Genomic DNA, 18,177 nt, shown 5'->3' with positions numbered 1-18,177 from the left:
ATAAAAGCTGGATTGAACGTTCGATAGAATGTTATATAAGAATGGCTCAAACACAGTTTTTAGCTAATGGGAATAAAAGAACTGCTTTAGCCTATTTGTATGTTTTTCTAATAAATCAAAATATTTACATCGGAACTAATGATATATTTAACGATTCATGCTTCGTTGCTAATTTTGAAAAATTAGCTTTAGAAACTGCTAGTAAATACAAACACTCAATTAAAATGAATAAAATGAAGCAATATGATATTAAAATAACCAATGTTTTAAAAAAAGATAATGAAATTTATGAAGATTTATACAAATTTTTAATGAAAAATGCAAAAATAGAAGTATAATATGTATTTTTAACAAAAAAGAGGGGATTTTTTTTGTATGAAAAATTGAATTATAAATAATGATATTAATAAAGACAATAAATACACATATGACAACTCTGAAGTGAAAAAAACAGTTAATAAACTTGTAAATGATGAAAGCATGAAACCTATTTTGAAAGTTTAAGTACTAAATAATGTTAATAATTTTTAAAAAATAATCAATATTAAAAAAACTAATTATTATATAATAATTAGTTTTTTTAATAAATTGCTTTTTTGCGTCTTATTATGAATATAATTTACATTACTTTAATAAAACTATCCAATTTCGTCTTTAAAAAATTAAATTATTATTTTTTTAAAATTTTATACTTTCATTAACAAAAGTTAATATTTTTTTTAGTTTATTTTAATATTAATATGTTTTTATTAAGAAAAAAAAGTTTACATTTATTCAATTGATAAATTAATTAAATGTATAAAACAACAAAAGAAACAAAACCAAAAGCAACTAAAAAAAGTAAATAATTGACAACTTTGCATATACAAATGCACTGTTGTATACAATAAAAAAAATTTGAATAATAAAATAACAATAAGGAAACTTCGCAAAATAATAAAACTTGGTAGATCAACTGAAAATGCTTATATAGAATGTTTTTAAAGCGTATAAAAGAGAATCTATAATAGAGAACGAAAAATTTACATTAGTCGAAGATTATATATAATTTTAATTTATTCTCAAAATTTATATTAAAGGAGGATAAAGTCATAAAAATAAATTTATCCGCTAAAAAGATTAAAAACAATAAAATATACACCTTATTGTTATATATTTTAATAATATTTTAAAAATTGTAATATAATAAAATTTGAGTAAAGAATAATCTTTACTGAAAGGAAAATTATGAGTTTAAATAAAAAATATTTATGAAGAATGATTTATTCATGTATAGTTTGACTAATAATAACTATATGTATATTAGCAATTGGTTTTGACATTGTTGCTGCAAATGGAGATGGTGGTTCTAAAACTATATTTAAAGGATGATCAAAAGATGTAACTGTTGCATCTGATGGTAAATCAACATCAACTGGTTTTAATTCATTAGGTGATGTGTTTAAAAATACTGATTATCAAAGCATATTAAACAAAGGATTATTTGCTGTATCAGTACTTGCATTTCTATTTTCATTTTTATATTTTATATACACAACAATAATATATATTGTTAGCTTTAAAAAAACAGATTTCATAAATAATAAAACACAATTAATTTTAGATATTGTATTTACAATATTAATTGCATTATTTGCAGTAATAACACTTGCTGGAATGGCTTCTGTTTCAACAGATTTGAATAAACCATATGTTCAAAATAATCTTGATCCAAAATTTAAATTAGGAACTAATTTTGCAATAACAACAGCACTAATTGTAATTGGTCTTATTGGTCATGTGGTTTGTGCTTCATTAGTAAACACAAAATATAAATAGTAATAAGAATAATTAAAAATTTAAATTAAATGTTAACATCAAAAATAAAATAAATAATTTGGTCTCTTTAGGGTTGTCTATTTTCTATTTTATTATTGATGTTTTTTTATTTTTAAAAATGTTAATTATTATAAATTTATAAACACATAGTATATAATATTTACAAAATATAAGGAGTATAAAATAAAATAAATAATTGGTTTATTATCAGTTGCAATGATTGCGCCAACTTCATTAACTACTATATCATGTGGTGATAATAATAAAACCTCTAATAGTAAAGATGAAAGACAATTATTAATTCTAAGTGGTGATTATAAAATGATAAGACCAATGAGATGATATTGATACATCTAAAAAAATGATTTTAGATGTATATTTAAAAGTTAAAAAATGAAATTTAATTGAAGGAACAGATATATTATTTGAAAATTTTATAGCGCCAACAAAAGCAAATAAAGGTTTAATTAAAGTTGTTGCTGTTGAAAATAGCTCTAAATATAAAGGTGAATTTACTTTTATGATATATAATGACAATATTGGTAAGTTAATATTAAATGATATGAAAAATATAGACTTAAAACCAATTAGAAATGATTTTGAATCTGCAAAAATAGCCGCTTATCAACAATTATTGATTTACAATAATTTAGAATTATTTGAATCATATCAAATGAATTTTGATCAATCAAAATTCATTGCACCAACAATTAACTCTAAGGGTGTTTTAGTTGCAAGCTCAAATTCATATAACTGTCCTTTTAGTGGAGAAGTTAAATTTAATTTAGCATACAATGATATGAGTGACAAAAGAACTGATATTGGTACTGCTTTGGAAAAAAACGTTTTAGATGAAAGTTGACCAATTCAAATAAAAAACGTCGAAACAAATGAAAATGATTCATTAAATAAAGCAATTGACGCTATAAAAAAATTTTTCAAAGAAGTAGATAACTTTAAATTTGAAAAAGATGTTGATTACACATATGAAATAAAATTACCTAAATTATATGAAAATGGATATGTAGAGTTTAGTGCAGTTGAATCATCAAAATTTATTAAAGGTAAAGTTTTATTAATGTTAGAGTACAATGATAAAAGAACTGATTTGTACAAATTAAGAGATATTTTAAGTAATAATAATAGTCAATCTGAGAGTATTAGCCCTGAAGATAATACGTATGAAGGAGCGGTTGCAGCTGCTAATAATATTATAAAAAACAAATTGGAAGCAAATGCTAAAGAAGGTGTAGACTACGAGTTTAAAAAAGAATACTTTCAACCTGGAACTTCTGGTAATTTAACAGGAAGATTAACTGTAATAGCAATTAAAGAAAGTAAATATTTAAAAGGTTCTTATACATTTTTAACAAATTATAAAGGTGATTTTGCAAGTTATCCTTATAAAGATGGAAAAGATTATTTAGAAGGTGTTGATGTTGGCGTAGGAAAAACTGCTACATTTACTTTTACTATGATTAATGGTGATAATAGATCAACATTAAGCGCAAGTAAGTCATATCAAAATGATGAAGGATTAATTTTAAATGATAAAATTGATATTGAACAAGATAAAGAAATAAAAAGTAAATTTACATTAACGTATACAGGTCTAAAAGCAGGTGTAGTGAAATTCGAACTACTTTATGGTTTGATTGATGGAATTATAAAATTTAATGTAATTGAATAAAATATTTTTAAACAAAGATGTGTATTTCTTTGTTTTTTTATTAATTTTTAAAAATAATAATTATAATCTTATTTGTTAATAAAACACTTTATGTTGTATATTTTTTTTGTATTGTAAAAATGAGTAATATAGTTTTTACATGGAAGGATATTAATTTATGAAAAAAATTTATAGTTGTTTAATATTGGTATTAATGCTAATATTTCCAATTTTGATGGTAATTTCTTGTTCGAATGATAATACAAATTCTTCGTCAGTGCCAATAAACCCAATAAACCCAACAACTCCTACAGAGCCAACTGACCCTACAGACCCAAACGGAGGAGAAGTGCCAACAAAACCTGAGGATCTTAAATTATATAATATATTTAAAAAATATATTGATAATAAAATCTACTTAATTGATGTAAGCAAACAATATATTGATTATTTTGTTAGCGATGTTGTAAAACATAATCAAATTAATGAGTATTCAATTAGTGTTAAAAGCATTGGCGAAAACAAAGAATCATTTACATTAAAATTCGGTAATAGTGATTTAGAATTAACATTTAATTGCGATAGTAAAGTTGATGCAAAAAATAAATATTCTAATATTAATGAAGATTTAGGTAAACTAGATTTAAGTAATGATAATGAACCTTTATATAATAAGTTAATAAAAGAATACGGTGTTACTAATCTTATTAAAGAAGAGGATTTTAAACTTGATTTTCTATACAATCAAACTTATAAATATAGAAATGGAGTTACATTAGATTTTGATTTATCATTTAAAAATAGTAACAATAATTGACTTAGTTATTATATTTTAGATGTGAAAGGTTCATTAAAACTAAAATTTGAATTAGAAAAAACAATCGATGTACTATTAAATGAGGATATTAATAATACATATGGTGAGCTTACTAGTGCAGATGTCTATGATTATTATGTTAATAAAAATGAATTTAAAGAAATTTATAAAAAATATAATATTAAAAGAGATGGATTTACAATTGTAAATAATAATAACAAAGAAATTAAATATAGTGACGGATTTGAAGGAACATGAATTACTAATAAAAATAATCAAAATAAATATGATCTTTCAAAAATTGACATTAAATATGTGACTAACACTAACTGTAAACCAGACACTAATCAAGAACAATGAAAATACAAATTAATTCAAGAAATTTCTAATAAATCAGATACAAGCACTAATGAAGTAGAATCTCAAATAGAATTTACTTTTGATGAAAATAAAAGAACTTTTTTAATAAAACCAATTGAATCTATTAATCCATTATTTAACAAATTTTATAACAGTTATGAAGGTAAAATATACGGTGCAATTAAAATAGATGATTTAAATATTGATAATTATTTAGGAATATTATCTAATAATAAATTAGTTGTTGATAGGGAATTAGTTTATAAATATATAGCAGATACTTTATCGTTTTATTTAAATACTGATATTAAAGAAGAAGAAATTACATTTGAAGAAAGTGATAGTGATGTAGTAAAAAATAAACAAATGACAGTTACTATAGTTTACAGAAATCCTTCTCACAGTTCTCATGACAAAGATTATTATGTAGGAACTAAATTATTCAAATACACTTGAGTTAATGATGATGTAAGAAGTGATAAAAAATACGATAGCTTTAGTTATGATAGTAGTAAAAAAGTTGATAAGTTAATACAATTATCATCAAATAGTTTAGATTATTTATCAGTCTTCAAAAATAGTAAAGACCAAGTAGAATACTGATTTTTCAAAAGCAAGTGGTATATTTATCAGTCTTCAAAAATAGTAAAGACCAAGTGTCGTCATTAGAAGTATACAAAAATCAATTATCATCATCAAAAGTAGTTGATTTTAGTGGAAAAATTGATTTAAGTAGAATTGATAGTGTATTTAGAATAAAAGACAATAATATTTTAATTCACACAAATGACTGAAAAGTACATGTAGCAAATATAACTTATTATGATGGATTGGTTAGTTTGAATTCTTTTGAAATACCAAAACCATTGGATATTAAAAAGGTAAAGCATTTTGATAATTCAACTTACTTTTTTGGAGAGTTAGATAGTTATATTTATAAATTGTCTAACAATCAATTATCAACTATAAATCTTAAATATTCTATTGATGATTTTAACATTGTAAATGATGATTTAGTTTATACTAGTTCTAATGGAAATCTAGTATATCAAAATTTAAAAAACTCAAACGAGAGTAAAACTATACTTGAGAACATTAAGTATCCAAGTGATAATGTAAAAATCAACTATGTAATAAAAAATAGACAAGTATATATTATGACTATTAAGAACTCTAAAGATTCAGTTTGAAGTATATATAAATATGATCTAAATAATAATAAATTAATTACAAGTATGAGTGACTTGGATATTAAATATAGCGTTGATGTAAATTACATAGATATCGATGAAAAAGATAATTTAATTATTTCTACAAAAGAAGTTAGCAAAAAAAATGGCTCAAGTAAGTATGACTACTTACAAACTAATTACCAAATAAACTTTGCAAAATATAATAGAGATAGTAATTACCTATACTTTACTTATAATAAAGCATCAAGCAATTACTTTGTTTCAAGTAAAAGTTCAGTTACTACAAAATATTTGAATACAAATGTTACAATAGCTACAAACGTAAAAAAAATTAAAGGATATTATTATAGTGTAGAAAACAATAAAATAAATATATTTGAAGCAGTATCTACTTATAATAGAAATAATAATTAATATTAAATTATTAAATATCACCTATAAAAATAAATTTTATTCGTTGTATTTTTTATTAAAACATTATATTTTCAATTTACATATTGAATTTTATTAATACCAAACAATTAATAAATGTGATATCAAATATAATTGATATTATTTTTATATTTTGATAATTCTTATATAATTATATATTTTAATAATATTATGGGTAAATAACTTATTAAATTAGATAATATTATTACAATTAATAGTAATCAATAAAATCATATTGCATTAGTTTGATTTACATATTATAAAATATTGAAAAAACTTTTAAAAATCGGTTAAAACATAGATATTTAGATTAATAGTAATTAATTTCATAACATTTGTTTTCAAAAAAAATAAGAAACCATGTAATTTTTGAAGTTTTAAAATAAATAACTTCTAAATTCTTAATAAATAAAGAAATAAAAAAAAGTTGGGCAGATATTTTTAGTGTTGAAATAAAATAAAGAGTTATACATAATGTGTTTTATTTTCTAAAATATTAATCAATGAAAAAAACATTGATTAATTATAAAATTATTAAAAAAATATATTATTTTTGTTAATTGCAAATTAAATCAACATATATATATTTAATTTTAATTAATTTACTTATTTTCATGATCCCTAGAGTTGTTATATGAGTGATAATGGCTATAATTAAAGTTTAAAACGCATTTAATAGATACTTATAATACTAAAAAATGTGGTGCATATATAATTTTAATTTATACCTGAGATTCTACAACTAAGATAAAATATATTATAAAATAAATGTATTCGAAAAATAGGGTATTAAATATATGTCAATAACTAATTATTTTTTGAGTTTTTATAAAATATTCAATTAGTATACTTTCAAGGACTGCTTGTTTTTATTGGTTTATAAATTTTATTTATCTCAGCCGGGTTTTTATCTTCATACACCTCTTTATAAGTAGAATTTTGTAACACTTCTAATAAAGGCATTCATTCGCTATATGAGTTTGAATATAGTTTTTCATCAAATGTCTCAACAACCATTATCTTTGTTTTATTTTTATAAAATACTGTTTCTCCATTTGAATGCGGAATATAGTACTTATTTTGGTATTTTATAGTTGAACCCTTATTTATTGTTCTTTCAAATCTTCTAGATAAATAAAAATCTATATTTTTAGTTTCTTCAAAAAATCTAAAAGAATTAGTGATATTCTCTATTTGAAGGGAAAACTGTGAATTATATTTATCTATATATTCATCTAAAAACAAATTAGCTTGGTTTATAGTTGATATATTATTTTCTTTAAGTTCCTTTGGCAGGCGATCTTGAAGTGTATTTCACAACCTTTCAATACGACCTTTGGTTTGTGGAACGCTAGATGTTGTTAATTTTATTCCTAAGTTGTGACACAAAAATCCGTATTGTGTTAAGGAGTCAGAATGTAGATCTGAATCCTTTTCTTTTGGACTTCAAAATACCGTTCTTTTGTCTGTCAATATTTCTTTAGGAATTCCATAGTTAAGCAAAACTTTCTTTGTGATATTGTAATAACCCATAAGAGTTTCTTCAGTGTCAAAATATAAAGCCAATATTTTGCCAGTAGCATCATCAATAAAACCATCTAGATATCATTTTTCTTCTTTAATTCAGTAATGTACAGAAGCGTCTGTTTGCAACCTTTCTCCAAACTCAGTTTTTCTATGTTGCATCGGATGACTATATTCAATACTTAATAAAGTATTTAAATACTCTTTTTCTTCTATATTTTTTATGTTTTGATTTTTTAAACTGTTAGCTATTTTTTGTTTAATTATTTTTTTAGTTACTCTATGTATTCTTGGAGAATACATGTTATTTTCCTTTAATAAACTAAGTAAATATGTATACGAAACTTTTATATTATAATTTTCTACCAACTTTTCTTGAAAGTGTTTGTAATTATAGTCACAAAATTCATCTTTATATAATTTAATTATTTTTTGACTAATGTCACTGCTAATTCTTCTGTAAGACAATCTGCCAGTATTCTTATGAATAAAAGCTATGTAACCAATTTTTTTATATTTATTAATTAATATATTTACATTTCTAATTGTTTGACATAACTTTATAGAAGCTGACTCTTTTGTTATTTTTTGATCTATAACGTCTTTGATAATTTCCATTCTCTTTTTTTCATTCATTTTTAAATATCTCCTCATTTTAAACCTCCCAATAAAATAATTATAGTTTGGGAAATTTTAATTTGTTATATATAAGGAAAATATCATATGTTATTGACATAAAGATTTTGCAGCACATTAATCACAATATTGCATTTTAATGCAATATTTAGTAATATATAGTTAATTGTTAATATATATGGAGGTATTATGAGAAAGCTGTGTAAATTATTACTATCATTATCATTACTTGCGGGATCTTCATCTCTTGCAGTTTCTTGTAGTTTTATTCTACCTTGAACTAATAATGATAATAATGGTAGTGATTATGATCCAAAAGATGAATTTCAAAGTCTATTAAAAGATTTTGAAAAAAACGTAAACAACATAATAAATAATCATTTGAATGAAAATATATCAAATTTATATGAATTAGACAATGGTAATTCAACACTTAAAAATGAATTTTTAAGATTAAGTATTCTAAAAGATAAACAAAATCCAACAGGTAAAGAAATAGATTTAGCAGAAGAAGAAAAGGCAGCTCTAGAAAAGGATACAAAAAAACTATTAGTATGAGATAAATTAAGTGAATTAATTAACAATTTGTTTAATGAAGAAAAGTATAAAATATTTAAGTTGGAAAGCTTAAATGAAATTTTATTAGATATAAATTATAAATCAGTCATTATTACTTTTGCACAAGTAAATTCAATTACAGCTGCTAATGTATTATTTCAATATAATATAAAAGTCTCATATAAAGATATTAGTAATAATCAAAGTTTTTTAACTTTTTCAAACGGATTTGTTTATGGTATTACAAATAATAAACAAATAAATAGTATAATAAATGAAATTTTTAATAAATTAAAAACTGATGCCTTATTAGACTCAATTAAAAATAAAGATTTGTTTAAAATAACACATGAAAAACTAAATATTAATGATAAAAAAAGTTTCTGGATAACAAATGATAAATATAGTGCTTTATTAAAAGAGTATATTAATGGTAAAAAATTTAAAGATGATTTAATAAATAATTTTAATACTAATTATAAATTAGAGGACAATATTAAATTTGTAATAAATGAAAAAAATAATAATTCAGAAATATTTGAATCGTATAAAAATCTTTCAATTATTAGTTCGGTAGAAGAAAAAATTAATTGAAAAAGTGATGATAAAATAAATGAGAATTATACAGTATCAAATAAAGATTTTTATGATTTCATTTTTAGAGAAAATGAACTTGTCCAAACTAAAAAAGTAACAATGTATGGTGATAGAACTGCTATGGTTAACACAAATTTATATGAATATTTAAAAAATAATTTCAAAAAAATGTTTTTAAATAATAATAAAGAAGTTTCAAATTTATTTAAACTAGATGAAAATCAAATTCAAAATTATGATAACTTAAAAAACAACATTAGAGTTGGCTCATTATCATTGAAAAATTTAAAGCTAAAAATTGGATCTAATTTTGAACAAAGTTTACCAAACATAAATGTATTAACTTCACTAAGCGCAGAAGACAATATTTTAAATTACAATTTAGCAAGTGCTAATTTTGATAATAATTTTTTTGAAGAAAGTGCAATCTTTAGTTCGGTTTATAAAAATTTAGCTAATGGTATTGAGAGTATGAAGGAAATATATAATTTTGGACCAGATAATGTAAATGAGGATAACGCTTGAAAATTTGGTGAAGGTTATAATTGAAAAGGATTTAGCTTATCTAATTTTAGTGGTGTACCAAAAGTTGAAGGAATTGAAAAAAATTTGTGAGAAACGCTAAGTTCTGGAGAGGGCGCAGCAATTGGTTATAAATATTTTAATGATTTATTATCGTTAAAAGTTTCATCTCAAAGCATATTTTTAAATCACATAACAAATGATGGGCAGCAAGATATATATGAATGAAATTTTGATTGAGAAAAACTTTATTATTTAATATATGCAAATAAAGAGACTGGTTTTGGTGCATATGAACGTTTTTTATCTAATAAAATATATGGAAACATAAAACTTAACTTTATGAATATACAATTTGAAGTAGATGAAAAATTAACAAATTTAAAAACATTTTATTACATTGACCAAATTAAAAATTATAGAAAACATTTATCTATAATTGGACCATCAAAATAATAAATTAAAAACTATTAAAAGTTTCATTATAATTTTAATATAATAAAAAATAGCCCAAGTAGACAAGCAAAATACTTTGGTTTTTTTGTTGTAAATGGAATAGGCCAAAAAAACAGAATATCATAAGATATTATTAGTTGCTTTAAGATTTTTATTTTAGTTTAAAATACCGATTTTTTAATAATTTAGCATATTAATTATTTTTAATAATACTATAATATTATAAAATATATTTATTATAAAATATGAAAGTAAATATGTAAGACATAAAACAAATAGTTCTTTAAAACAAATAAAAAACTACATAAACAAAAATGTATAAGATAGTAGTATTATCAAAGACAATAAACTTCAAATGGATGATAATTCTATTTTGATATTGTATCGAGTTAAATTTTTAATGGAAATAGGATTCAGTTTAGATGACATCAAAATCATTATTGATAATTTATCTATAGAAGATATAAATAGTATCTTTATTTATTATTTACAAAAAGAAAAAGAACTATGTATCAAGTTTGAATTGAACTTTAATAAATACATTAAACATAATACATTAGAAGTAGATAGAGATACCTTTGGTTATTTTAAATCAGAATCATTGGGTAAGGCTGTTATGTTTGAAATGTATAATTATAGAAAATTATGATATGAAAATGATGGTTTAAAAAAGGAAATAAAATTAATTAGAAATAACATATTTTTAGAGTTTAGTAACTATATTGAAAAAAGTAATATTGAAAAACTATATTATTGTTTTAATGAAATTAAAACATTTTTAAGAAATAATATTAACAATTACAACAGATTACATTTTTTGTGTTTATTTAAATGATGAACTACAGATCCAAGATATGTTAAACAAATCAAAAATAGGCTTAACTACAATTATGGACCAGAATTATTTAAACATTCATTAATATGGTGTTGTCAAAATTAAAAGTACTATCATTATGATAGTACTTTTTTATTATTGTTTTTAGATTATTAAAATTATTAAATATAAACAAGGAGGTATATATGTACTTAAAGGTTTTTGCCCCATGTGATGGTAGTGTAGAAGAACTTTCTAAATTAAATGATGGTGTTTTTTCAGAAGGTTTTTTAGGTAAAGGAATTGTCTTTTATCCTAAAAATAATAATTTTTATTCTATATTAGATTGTGGAAATGTTGTACAAATATTTGATACAAAACACGCATATTTTTTTCAAAATAGTAATTTTAAAAATCAAATATTAATGCATATGGGATTAGATACAGTTAAATTAAAAGGTAAACCTTTTGATACTAAAGTTGTTGAGGGAGAAGAAGTTGATTTAAATAAACTTGTTGTTAATGTTGATTTAGAACTAATTAAAAAAAATGAAATAAGCATTGCTACTCCAATTACAATAAGTGGTGATTATGAATATGATATAACTAATTTAAAAAGTGGTGATGTAAAAAAAGGTGATGTATTATTTGAAGTTTGTTATGAAGAAAAAGATGAAAAAGCTTTAAATAATGATGACTTAAAACTATATAAATCTAAATACTTAATTGCAGCAGAATATTTTATAAAAAATATTGGTGGTAAACAAAATTACAAAGATGTTTATAATTGTATGACTAGATTGAGATTTTCTATCATTGATAAAGAAAAAGTAGATATTAAACAAATAGAAAAAAACAAACTTGTAAAAGGTGTAGTTTGAAATGGTTTAGAGCTACAAATTATAATTGGTGGTGAGTGTTACAAAGTTAAAGATGAAATTATTAATATGGATAAAAACATTAATAATAAATCAGCTAAAACAAAACTAAAACCACCTTTCTCAAAAAGAGCTTTAGGAGTAATAACAGCTATAATGGCTCCTAATGTTCCTATAATTTTAGCTTCAGGAATTCTATCTGCAATATATGCTTTGTTTGCGGCTACTAATGTTATTAATGCAAATGATGATTCAAATATGTTTTCTACAATAATGAAAATATTAAGTAAAACAGGTCTAGTATTAGTGGGTGTATTCTTTTGTATGAATACAGTTAAATATTTGGGTGGAAATATTTTATTGGGTGCACTTTTAGGGTTGCTACTTGTATCAAGATTTTATTTCCAAGCTGGAGTGTCGGACCCAAATTTATATAAATTTGGTACATATGTAATAGATAAAAATTATGGAGTTTCAGGTTGATTTTTATTTAATATAGGAAACTTTCCAGTAACTGTTAGATCATATGAAGGTTCAATTCTACCATTTATATTGATTGGTTTTTTATCAACATATGTTGATAAATGAATTAAAACTTGAATGCCTACAACAGTTGATGTTGTATTTAGATATCCTCTAGTAATACTAATTACAATACTTCCTACTTTATTCATTCTAGGACCACTATTATCATTAGTTGAAATTGGTGTTGCTAAAGCAATTGGGTTTGTAGAAAATTGACCAATAGGAATTGGGGTTGCAATATTTGCATTTATAATACAACCATTAGTTCTTATGGGTGTACATGTTGCGGTTTATGTTACATTACAAGCACAATTATTAGCGGGTGTTCCTGGTGCTGAAAGTTTAATACTACCAGGTGGACAAGCTGCAGTTTGAGGTCAAATTGGTGCTGCAATTGGTGTATTAATAATGACTAAAAACTGAAATTTTAAAACAATTATAATTGGAACTTTACCAAGTGCAACTTTTGGAATAACTGAAACTATTTTATATAGTGTAAACATTCCTAAAGGTAGACCATTTTTAGTTGGTTGTGTTTCAGGTGCATTTGGTGGACTTGTAATGGGAATATTGGGTGCTAAACTAAAAAGACTTGTTGGTGATGGAATACTATATCCTATGGGATTAGATGGACTTGATCAATTGTATTTTGTTATTGGATCACTCGTCAGTTTAGGTTCAGGAATACTGCTTTCTATGCTTTTTTATAGAGAAAGAATCATGGAGTATAAGTATGCTAAAAAAATATCTAATAAATTAAAAAAACATATATTTAGTTTAAACTTTAAACAAAATATAGATGTTAAATCAGAATTAGAGTTTATTAATAAAGAATATTTAAACAGTAAAAAAGAACTGGCTAATTATGAAAAATACTTACAATATGTAACAAAAATAGAAAATAAATTATTGAAAGTTGAACAAAAAGAAGATAATTTCAAAAAAAATATGTATAAAAAAATATCAAGACTTGAAAATAAAAATGATACTAAAAGTATTGAGAAAAAAGAAGGATTAGTTAAAGTGTATAATAATTATTCTTTAGCTGAAATTAAAACAAAATTAGTATTTGATAAACAAGAATATACAAAAAATAATAAACAAATAATTGACGCTTATAATGAAAAAATAAAAAGTGTTGAAAATATTGTTTCACAAAAAATAAATGAAATTGATAATAAATTTAACATACCTTATATAAATAATTTTAAAAATGGATATTGAAATGCAATTCATTCAGTAGATATATCATATGGTTATGAAGATACTAGATTATATGGAATGAATAAAGAAGAAAAAAATATCTTTAAAGAATATAAAAATAAAGGAGCTAAATAATGAAGAATTACAAATTTCCAAAAGATTTTATGTTTGGTGGTGCTGCAGCTTCAACACAATATGAAGGTGCATATGACCAAGATGGGAAGGGTTTGTGTGTAGCAGATTTTAAAACTTATAATCCAAATCTAGACAGAAAAGATACAAAACTAAATTGGTTAGAAATGTCAACTGAAGAATATTTAAAAAATAAAAATAATAATGATGGTATTTTTCCATTTAGATGAGGTATAGATTTTTATAATAATTATGAAGAAGATTTTAAGTTGTTTAAAAAAGTTGGTTTAAATACTTTTAGAACTTCAATTTCATGAAGCAGAATCATTCCAAAAAGTGATGGAGTTGTAAATGATCTTGCAATTCAACATTATAAAAGAATATTTGAATGTGCAAAAAAACATAATATAAAGCTTGTTTTAACTTTATCTCATTATGATTATCCTATATGATTACTTGAAGAATATAATGGTTTTTTAAATAAACAATCAATTAATAAATTCTTAGAGTATTGTAAAGTAGTTTTTAATGAATTTAAAGAATATACAACATATTGAATTGGTTTTAATGAAATAAATTTAACACTTCATTCAAGCTATACTGGCGCAGGATTTACAATTGATGAAAATGATCCAAATAGATTAGAAAAATTATATAATGCTGTTCATAATCAATTTGTAGCACAAGCTTTATGTGTAAAACTAGCAAAAGAAATAAATCCTGAAAATAAGGTTGGTTCAATGAACGCTGCATCACATTCATATGCTGCAAGTCCAGACCCAAAAGATGCTCTAGCTAACTTAAAATATTCTCAAATAAATAAATGATTTTTCTATGATGTAATTGCAGATGGAAAATATCCAAAATACATGTGAAAATACTTTGCATTTAATAATATAAAACTAGATTATAATGAAGAAGAATTAAAAATATTGTCTAATAACACAGTTGATTATATTTCATTTTCTTATTATTCATCTTGTTTAAATAAATTTATTGACAATTCTACTAATTTAGTTAAATATGAAACAGGAATTAAAAATAAATTTTTAGAATCAACTGAATGAGGTTGAGATATTGATCCAATTGGTATAAGAATTTTTATGAATGAATTATATTATAAATATAAAAAACCTTTAATGATTGTTGAAAATGGAATTGGTGTTGATGAAAAATGAGATGTTAATAATGACACATTAAATGACACTTACAGAATTGAATATTTAAAAAATCACTTGAAAAATATTTTATTAGCTATTTATGAAGATGGTGTTGAATGTATAGGTTATACAATGTGAACAGCTATTGATTTAGTTAGTATGTCATCAAAAGAAATGTCTAAACGATATGGCTTAATTTTTGTAAATATTGATGATTTTGGAAAAGGGGATAAATCGAGAAAAATAAAAGAGTCAGGAAAATGATTTAAATTAATGTCTGACAGTAATGGAAGTAAACTTTGATAATATAAAATATAATTCAAAAAAAATACATTATAAATATTTATAATGTATTTTTTTTGAATATTTAATAAGTTTTAGTGTAAATAGTTAAATTTGAATAAAAGAGTAAGATTTTAATTTTTTATAATATTTTTATTTTCTATTTGTAATCTCTTATTTAAGTAAACTTCAATTTTATTATCTATATTCAATATCTTTTCCTCAAGTTTATTTTTGTTAAATGAGTTAAACTGTTTTGCTTTGTTAATTAGTTCTTTTTCTTTTTCGTATAATTTAAAATGAACATCAAAAAGAATAAAATTATTTTTAGATATTCAAATTTTATTAATAAACTTAAATACTTTCGATATTCTAAATGTTATTAAAAATAAATTAAAAATAAACGCAGTAATAGCTGAAACAATATACATATAAGTTTCAAAAGTTCAATTTACTTTTAAATTTATTAATAATTTTTCAATAAAATCTATTACGATTAGTGAAGAAAATAAACTTATTGCAAGTATGGATAAAAAATACAGCAATAAAACGAATATAAATATAGATATATAATAAAATCATAAAAATAAATAATTTGGATATTTTTTCTCTTTCTTCATTTTAGTACCTCCAATAGTATTTTATAATTATATTAATTTAAGTTATATATAAAAAAATTATTAAAAATTGGTTAGATTAATTTTTAATTATTTTTTGCCTATTAACTAATATATTTTTTTAATCTTGTTGCTATATTTTTAATGTATTTATTTTTTAGCAAAAAAAACCAGTATTTTTAACTGGTTTGTTTAGGTTTTTTATTTTAACTAAATTAAATAGTATTAATAATTATAATAAATTATAAGTAAAAATTTACTTTATGCTTTACCATTTGAACCAAAAGCAATAATTTTCTTTTTAGCTTCTATTTTAACAAAATCAACTGCATTTCTACCATATTTTCTTGCATCATATCCATTTGGATTATCATTAAATCATTTTTTGATTCCTTCAGCACAAGCGATTTTTAAATCAGTGCCAATATTTATTTTTGTTATACCTAAGCTAATTGCTTTTTTTAAATCTTCAAGCGGAACTTGACTAGAACCGTGTAATACAAGAGGGGTTTTTATTTTTTTATTTAATTCATCTAGTATTTCAAATTGAAGTTTAATTTCTCCTTTGAATAAACCATGACTTGTACCAATAGCAATTGCTAATGCATCAATTTTTGTTTGTTTTTCAAATTCTAAAGCTTCATTTACATCTGTATAACCATTTAACGCTGAGTTTCTATCATCTTCTTTTCCACCAACATGACCAATTTCTGATTCCACATCAACACCTTTATTTCTTGCATAATTTACAACTTCAAGCGTTTCTTTAATATTTTCATCAAAAGGTTTTAATGAAGAATCCAGCATTACACTTGAAAACCCTGCATCAACTGCCTTTTTGATAAGTTCAATATCAAAACCATGATCTCAATGAAGAACTACTGGTACAGTTGCATTTATTGCAGCTGTTAGTGCAAATGAGAATACATAATCAAGACCCATATATTTGGCAGCACTTTCTGTAACCATTAATATCACAGGTGATTTCTCTTCCTCAGCCGCTTCAATAATTCCTTTCATCATTTCTAAGTTATCAAAATTAAATGCAGGAACCGCATATTTACCTTTTTTTGCTTTTATTAATTCATCTTTTAACATTGCTTTCATATAATTTCTCCTTATAATAAATTATGTATAAATAAATAATACTATATTTATAAACTATTTTAAACTTTATTAAATATTTTTAAATATTTTTAAACTTTTTTAAATTTAATAGTATTATTAAGTTAGGGGGATTTCTTTGTTAAAAGATGAGAGAAGAGAAAAAATTTTAAACATAATTAATAAAAAAGGATTTGTAAAAAATATTAACCTAGCAAATGAAACAAATTCAACAATTCAAACTATCATTACAGATATTAACGAATTACACAATGAAGGTTTATTAATAAAAGTTTATGGTGGTGCTAAATCATTAAAAAATAATGTAAAAAAAATGCAAGAGCATTTTGATGAAGAAAAAAACTTAGTAAATATTCATATAAAAGATAAAATTGCTAAAAAAGCAGTTGAATTAATTGATGACGGTGATTTAGTTTTTATAGATACTGGTACATCTACTAAACAAATGCTAAAATATTTAGTAGATAAAAATCTTACAATTGTTACAAATGGATATTCAATTGCTATGGAACTTTTAGAATTGGATATTGATGTATGTTTAGTGGGAGGAACTATAATTCCATCTACACATGCAACAGCAGGTGAACTATCTTTAAAATTCTTAGATAATTTTTATTTTGATAAAGCATTTATAGGAATGAATAATTATGATAATAATGAGTTTTATACAACAAATATACAAGAAGCTATAATAAAAGAAAAAGTGATCAGTAATACTGAAAATTCATATCTACTAATGGATTCTAGTAAATTTAACTCTAAAAACAGAATTAAAGTTTCATATAATAAAAAAACTTCTCTAATTACTGAACAAAGACCTTCTGACTTTAAAGGAAATACAATTTTAGTGGAATAGATT

At 22.4% G+C, this 18,177-nt stretch carries 15 protein-coding genes; 12 read left to right on the top strand and 3 right to left on the bottom strand.

Going from position 1 to position 18,177, the window contains the following annotated elements; all coding sequences use genetic code 4:
• Nucleotides 1–41: 41 nt before the first annotated feature.
• From SLITO_RS03370 to SLITO_RS03350, 7 genes are all read left to right on the top strand, one after another.
• A complete protein-coding gene (locus SLITO_RS03370; RefSeq protein WP_075058373.1) occupies nt 42–338 on the top strand; it encodes a hypothetical protein in 297 nt (98 codons plus the stop codon).
• 37 nt (nt 339–375) lie between these two features.
• Nucleotides 376–504 carry a hypothetical protein gene (locus SLITO_RS06175; RefSeq protein WP_268794765.1) on the top strand — a complete coding sequence of 43 codons (129 nt, stop codon included), beginning with the start codon at nt 376–378 and terminating at the stop codon, nt 502–504.
• A gap of 723 nt (nt 505–1,227) precedes the next feature.
• Nucleotides 1,228–1,818, top strand: coding sequence for a hypothetical protein (locus SLITO_RS03365; protein WP_075058372.1), 591 nt, complete (start codon nt 1,228–1,230; stop codon nt 1,816–1,818).
• Between the two features lie 216 nt (nt 1,819–2,034).
• A complete protein-coding gene (locus SLITO_RS05990; RefSeq protein WP_158500630.1) occupies nt 2,035–2,175 on the top strand; it encodes a hypothetical protein in 141 nt (46 codons plus the stop codon).
• Between the two features lie 4 nt (nt 2,176–2,179).
• Nucleotides 2,180–3,508 (top strand): hypothetical protein, encoded by a 1,329-nt coding sequence (locus SLITO_RS03360; protein ID WP_075058371.1) that lies wholly within the window; start codon nt 2,180–2,182, stop codon nt 3,506–3,508.
• 157 nt (nt 3,509–3,665) lie between these two features.
• Nucleotides 3,666–5,333, top strand: a complete 1,668-nt coding sequence (locus SLITO_RS03355) for a hypothetical protein (RefSeq protein WP_075058370.1) — start codon at nt 3,666–3,668, stop codon at nt 5,331–5,333.
• Nucleotides 5,321–6,271, top strand: coding sequence for a hypothetical protein (locus SLITO_RS03350; RefSeq protein ID WP_075058369.1), 951 nt, complete (start codon nt 5,321–5,323; stop codon nt 6,269–6,271). Before SLITO_RS03355 ends, SLITO_RS03350 begins: the two co-directional genes overlap by 13 nt.
• Nucleotides 6,272–7,096: 825 nt before the next feature.
• On the opposite strand, the gene SLITO_RS05855 is transcribed toward SLITO_RS03350, so the two are convergent.
• Nucleotides 7,097–8,449, bottom strand: coding sequence for an ISNCY family transposase (locus tag SLITO_RS05855; protein WP_083433365.1), 1,353 nt, complete (start codon nt 8,447–8,449; stop codon nt 7,097–7,099).
• Between the two features lie 189 nt (nt 8,450–8,638).
• Between SLITO_RS05855 and SLITO_RS03340 the strand changes: the two genes are divergently transcribed.
• The 4 genes from SLITO_RS03340 to SLITO_RS03325 all read left to right on the top strand — a co-directional run bounded on the left by SLITO_RS03340 (nt 8,639) and on the right by SLITO_RS03325 (nt 15,600).
• Entirely contained in the window at nt 8,639–10,582 is a 1,944-nt protein-coding gene (locus SLITO_RS03340; protein ID WP_075058368.1) for a hypothetical protein, read from the top strand.
• 355 nt (nt 10,583–10,937) lie between these two features.
• Nucleotides 10,938–11,522, top strand: a complete 585-nt coding sequence (locus SLITO_RS03335; protein WP_075058367.1) for a hypothetical protein — start codon at nt 10,938–10,940, stop codon at nt 11,520–11,522.
• A gap of 80 nt (nt 11,523–11,602) precedes the next feature.
• A complete protein-coding gene (locus SLITO_RS03330) occupies nt 11,603–14,137 on the top strand; it encodes a glucose PTS transporter subunit IIA (protein ID WP_075058366.1) in 2,535 nt (844 codons plus the stop codon).
• Nucleotides 14,137–15,600 (top strand): glycoside hydrolase family 1 protein, encoded by a 1,464-nt coding sequence (locus SLITO_RS03325; protein ID WP_075058365.1) that lies wholly within the window; start codon nt 14,137–14,139, stop codon nt 15,598–15,600. The genes SLITO_RS03330 and SLITO_RS03325 overlap by 1 nt, the downstream gene beginning before the upstream one ends.
• Before the next feature lie 110 nt (nt 15,601–15,710).
• On the opposite strand, the gene SLITO_RS03320 is transcribed toward SLITO_RS03325, so the two are convergent.
• Together SLITO_RS03320 and SLITO_RS03315 are read right to left on the bottom strand one after the other, a co-directional pair.
• A complete protein-coding gene (locus SLITO_RS03320) occupies nt 15,711–16,196 on the bottom strand; it encodes a hypothetical protein (protein WP_075058364.1) in 486 nt (161 codons plus the stop codon).
• 258 nt (nt 16,197–16,454) lie between these two features.
• Nucleotides 16,455–17,300 carry a class II fructose-bisphosphate aldolase gene (locus SLITO_RS03315; RefSeq protein WP_075058363.1) on the bottom strand — a complete coding sequence of 282 codons (846 nt, stop codon included), beginning with the start codon at nt 17,298–17,300 and terminating at the stop codon, nt 16,455–16,457.
• Between the two features lie 136 nt (nt 17,301–17,436).
• Between SLITO_RS03315 and SLITO_RS03310 the strand changes: the two genes are divergently transcribed.
• Nucleotides 17,437–18,174 carry a DeoR/GlpR family DNA-binding transcription regulator gene (locus SLITO_RS03310; protein ID WP_075058362.1) on the top strand — a complete coding sequence of 246 codons (738 nt, stop codon included), beginning with the start codon at nt 17,437–17,439 and terminating at the stop codon, nt 18,172–18,174.
• Nucleotides 18,175–18,177: the final 3 nt, after the last annotated feature.

This window comes from Spiroplasma litorale, assembly GCF_001267155.1.
GTDB lineage: Bacteria > Bacillota_I > Bacilli_A > Mycoplasmatales > Mycoplasmataceae > Spiroplasma_A > Spiroplasma_A litorale.
This window is presented reverse-complemented; position numbering and strand designations above follow the sequence as displayed.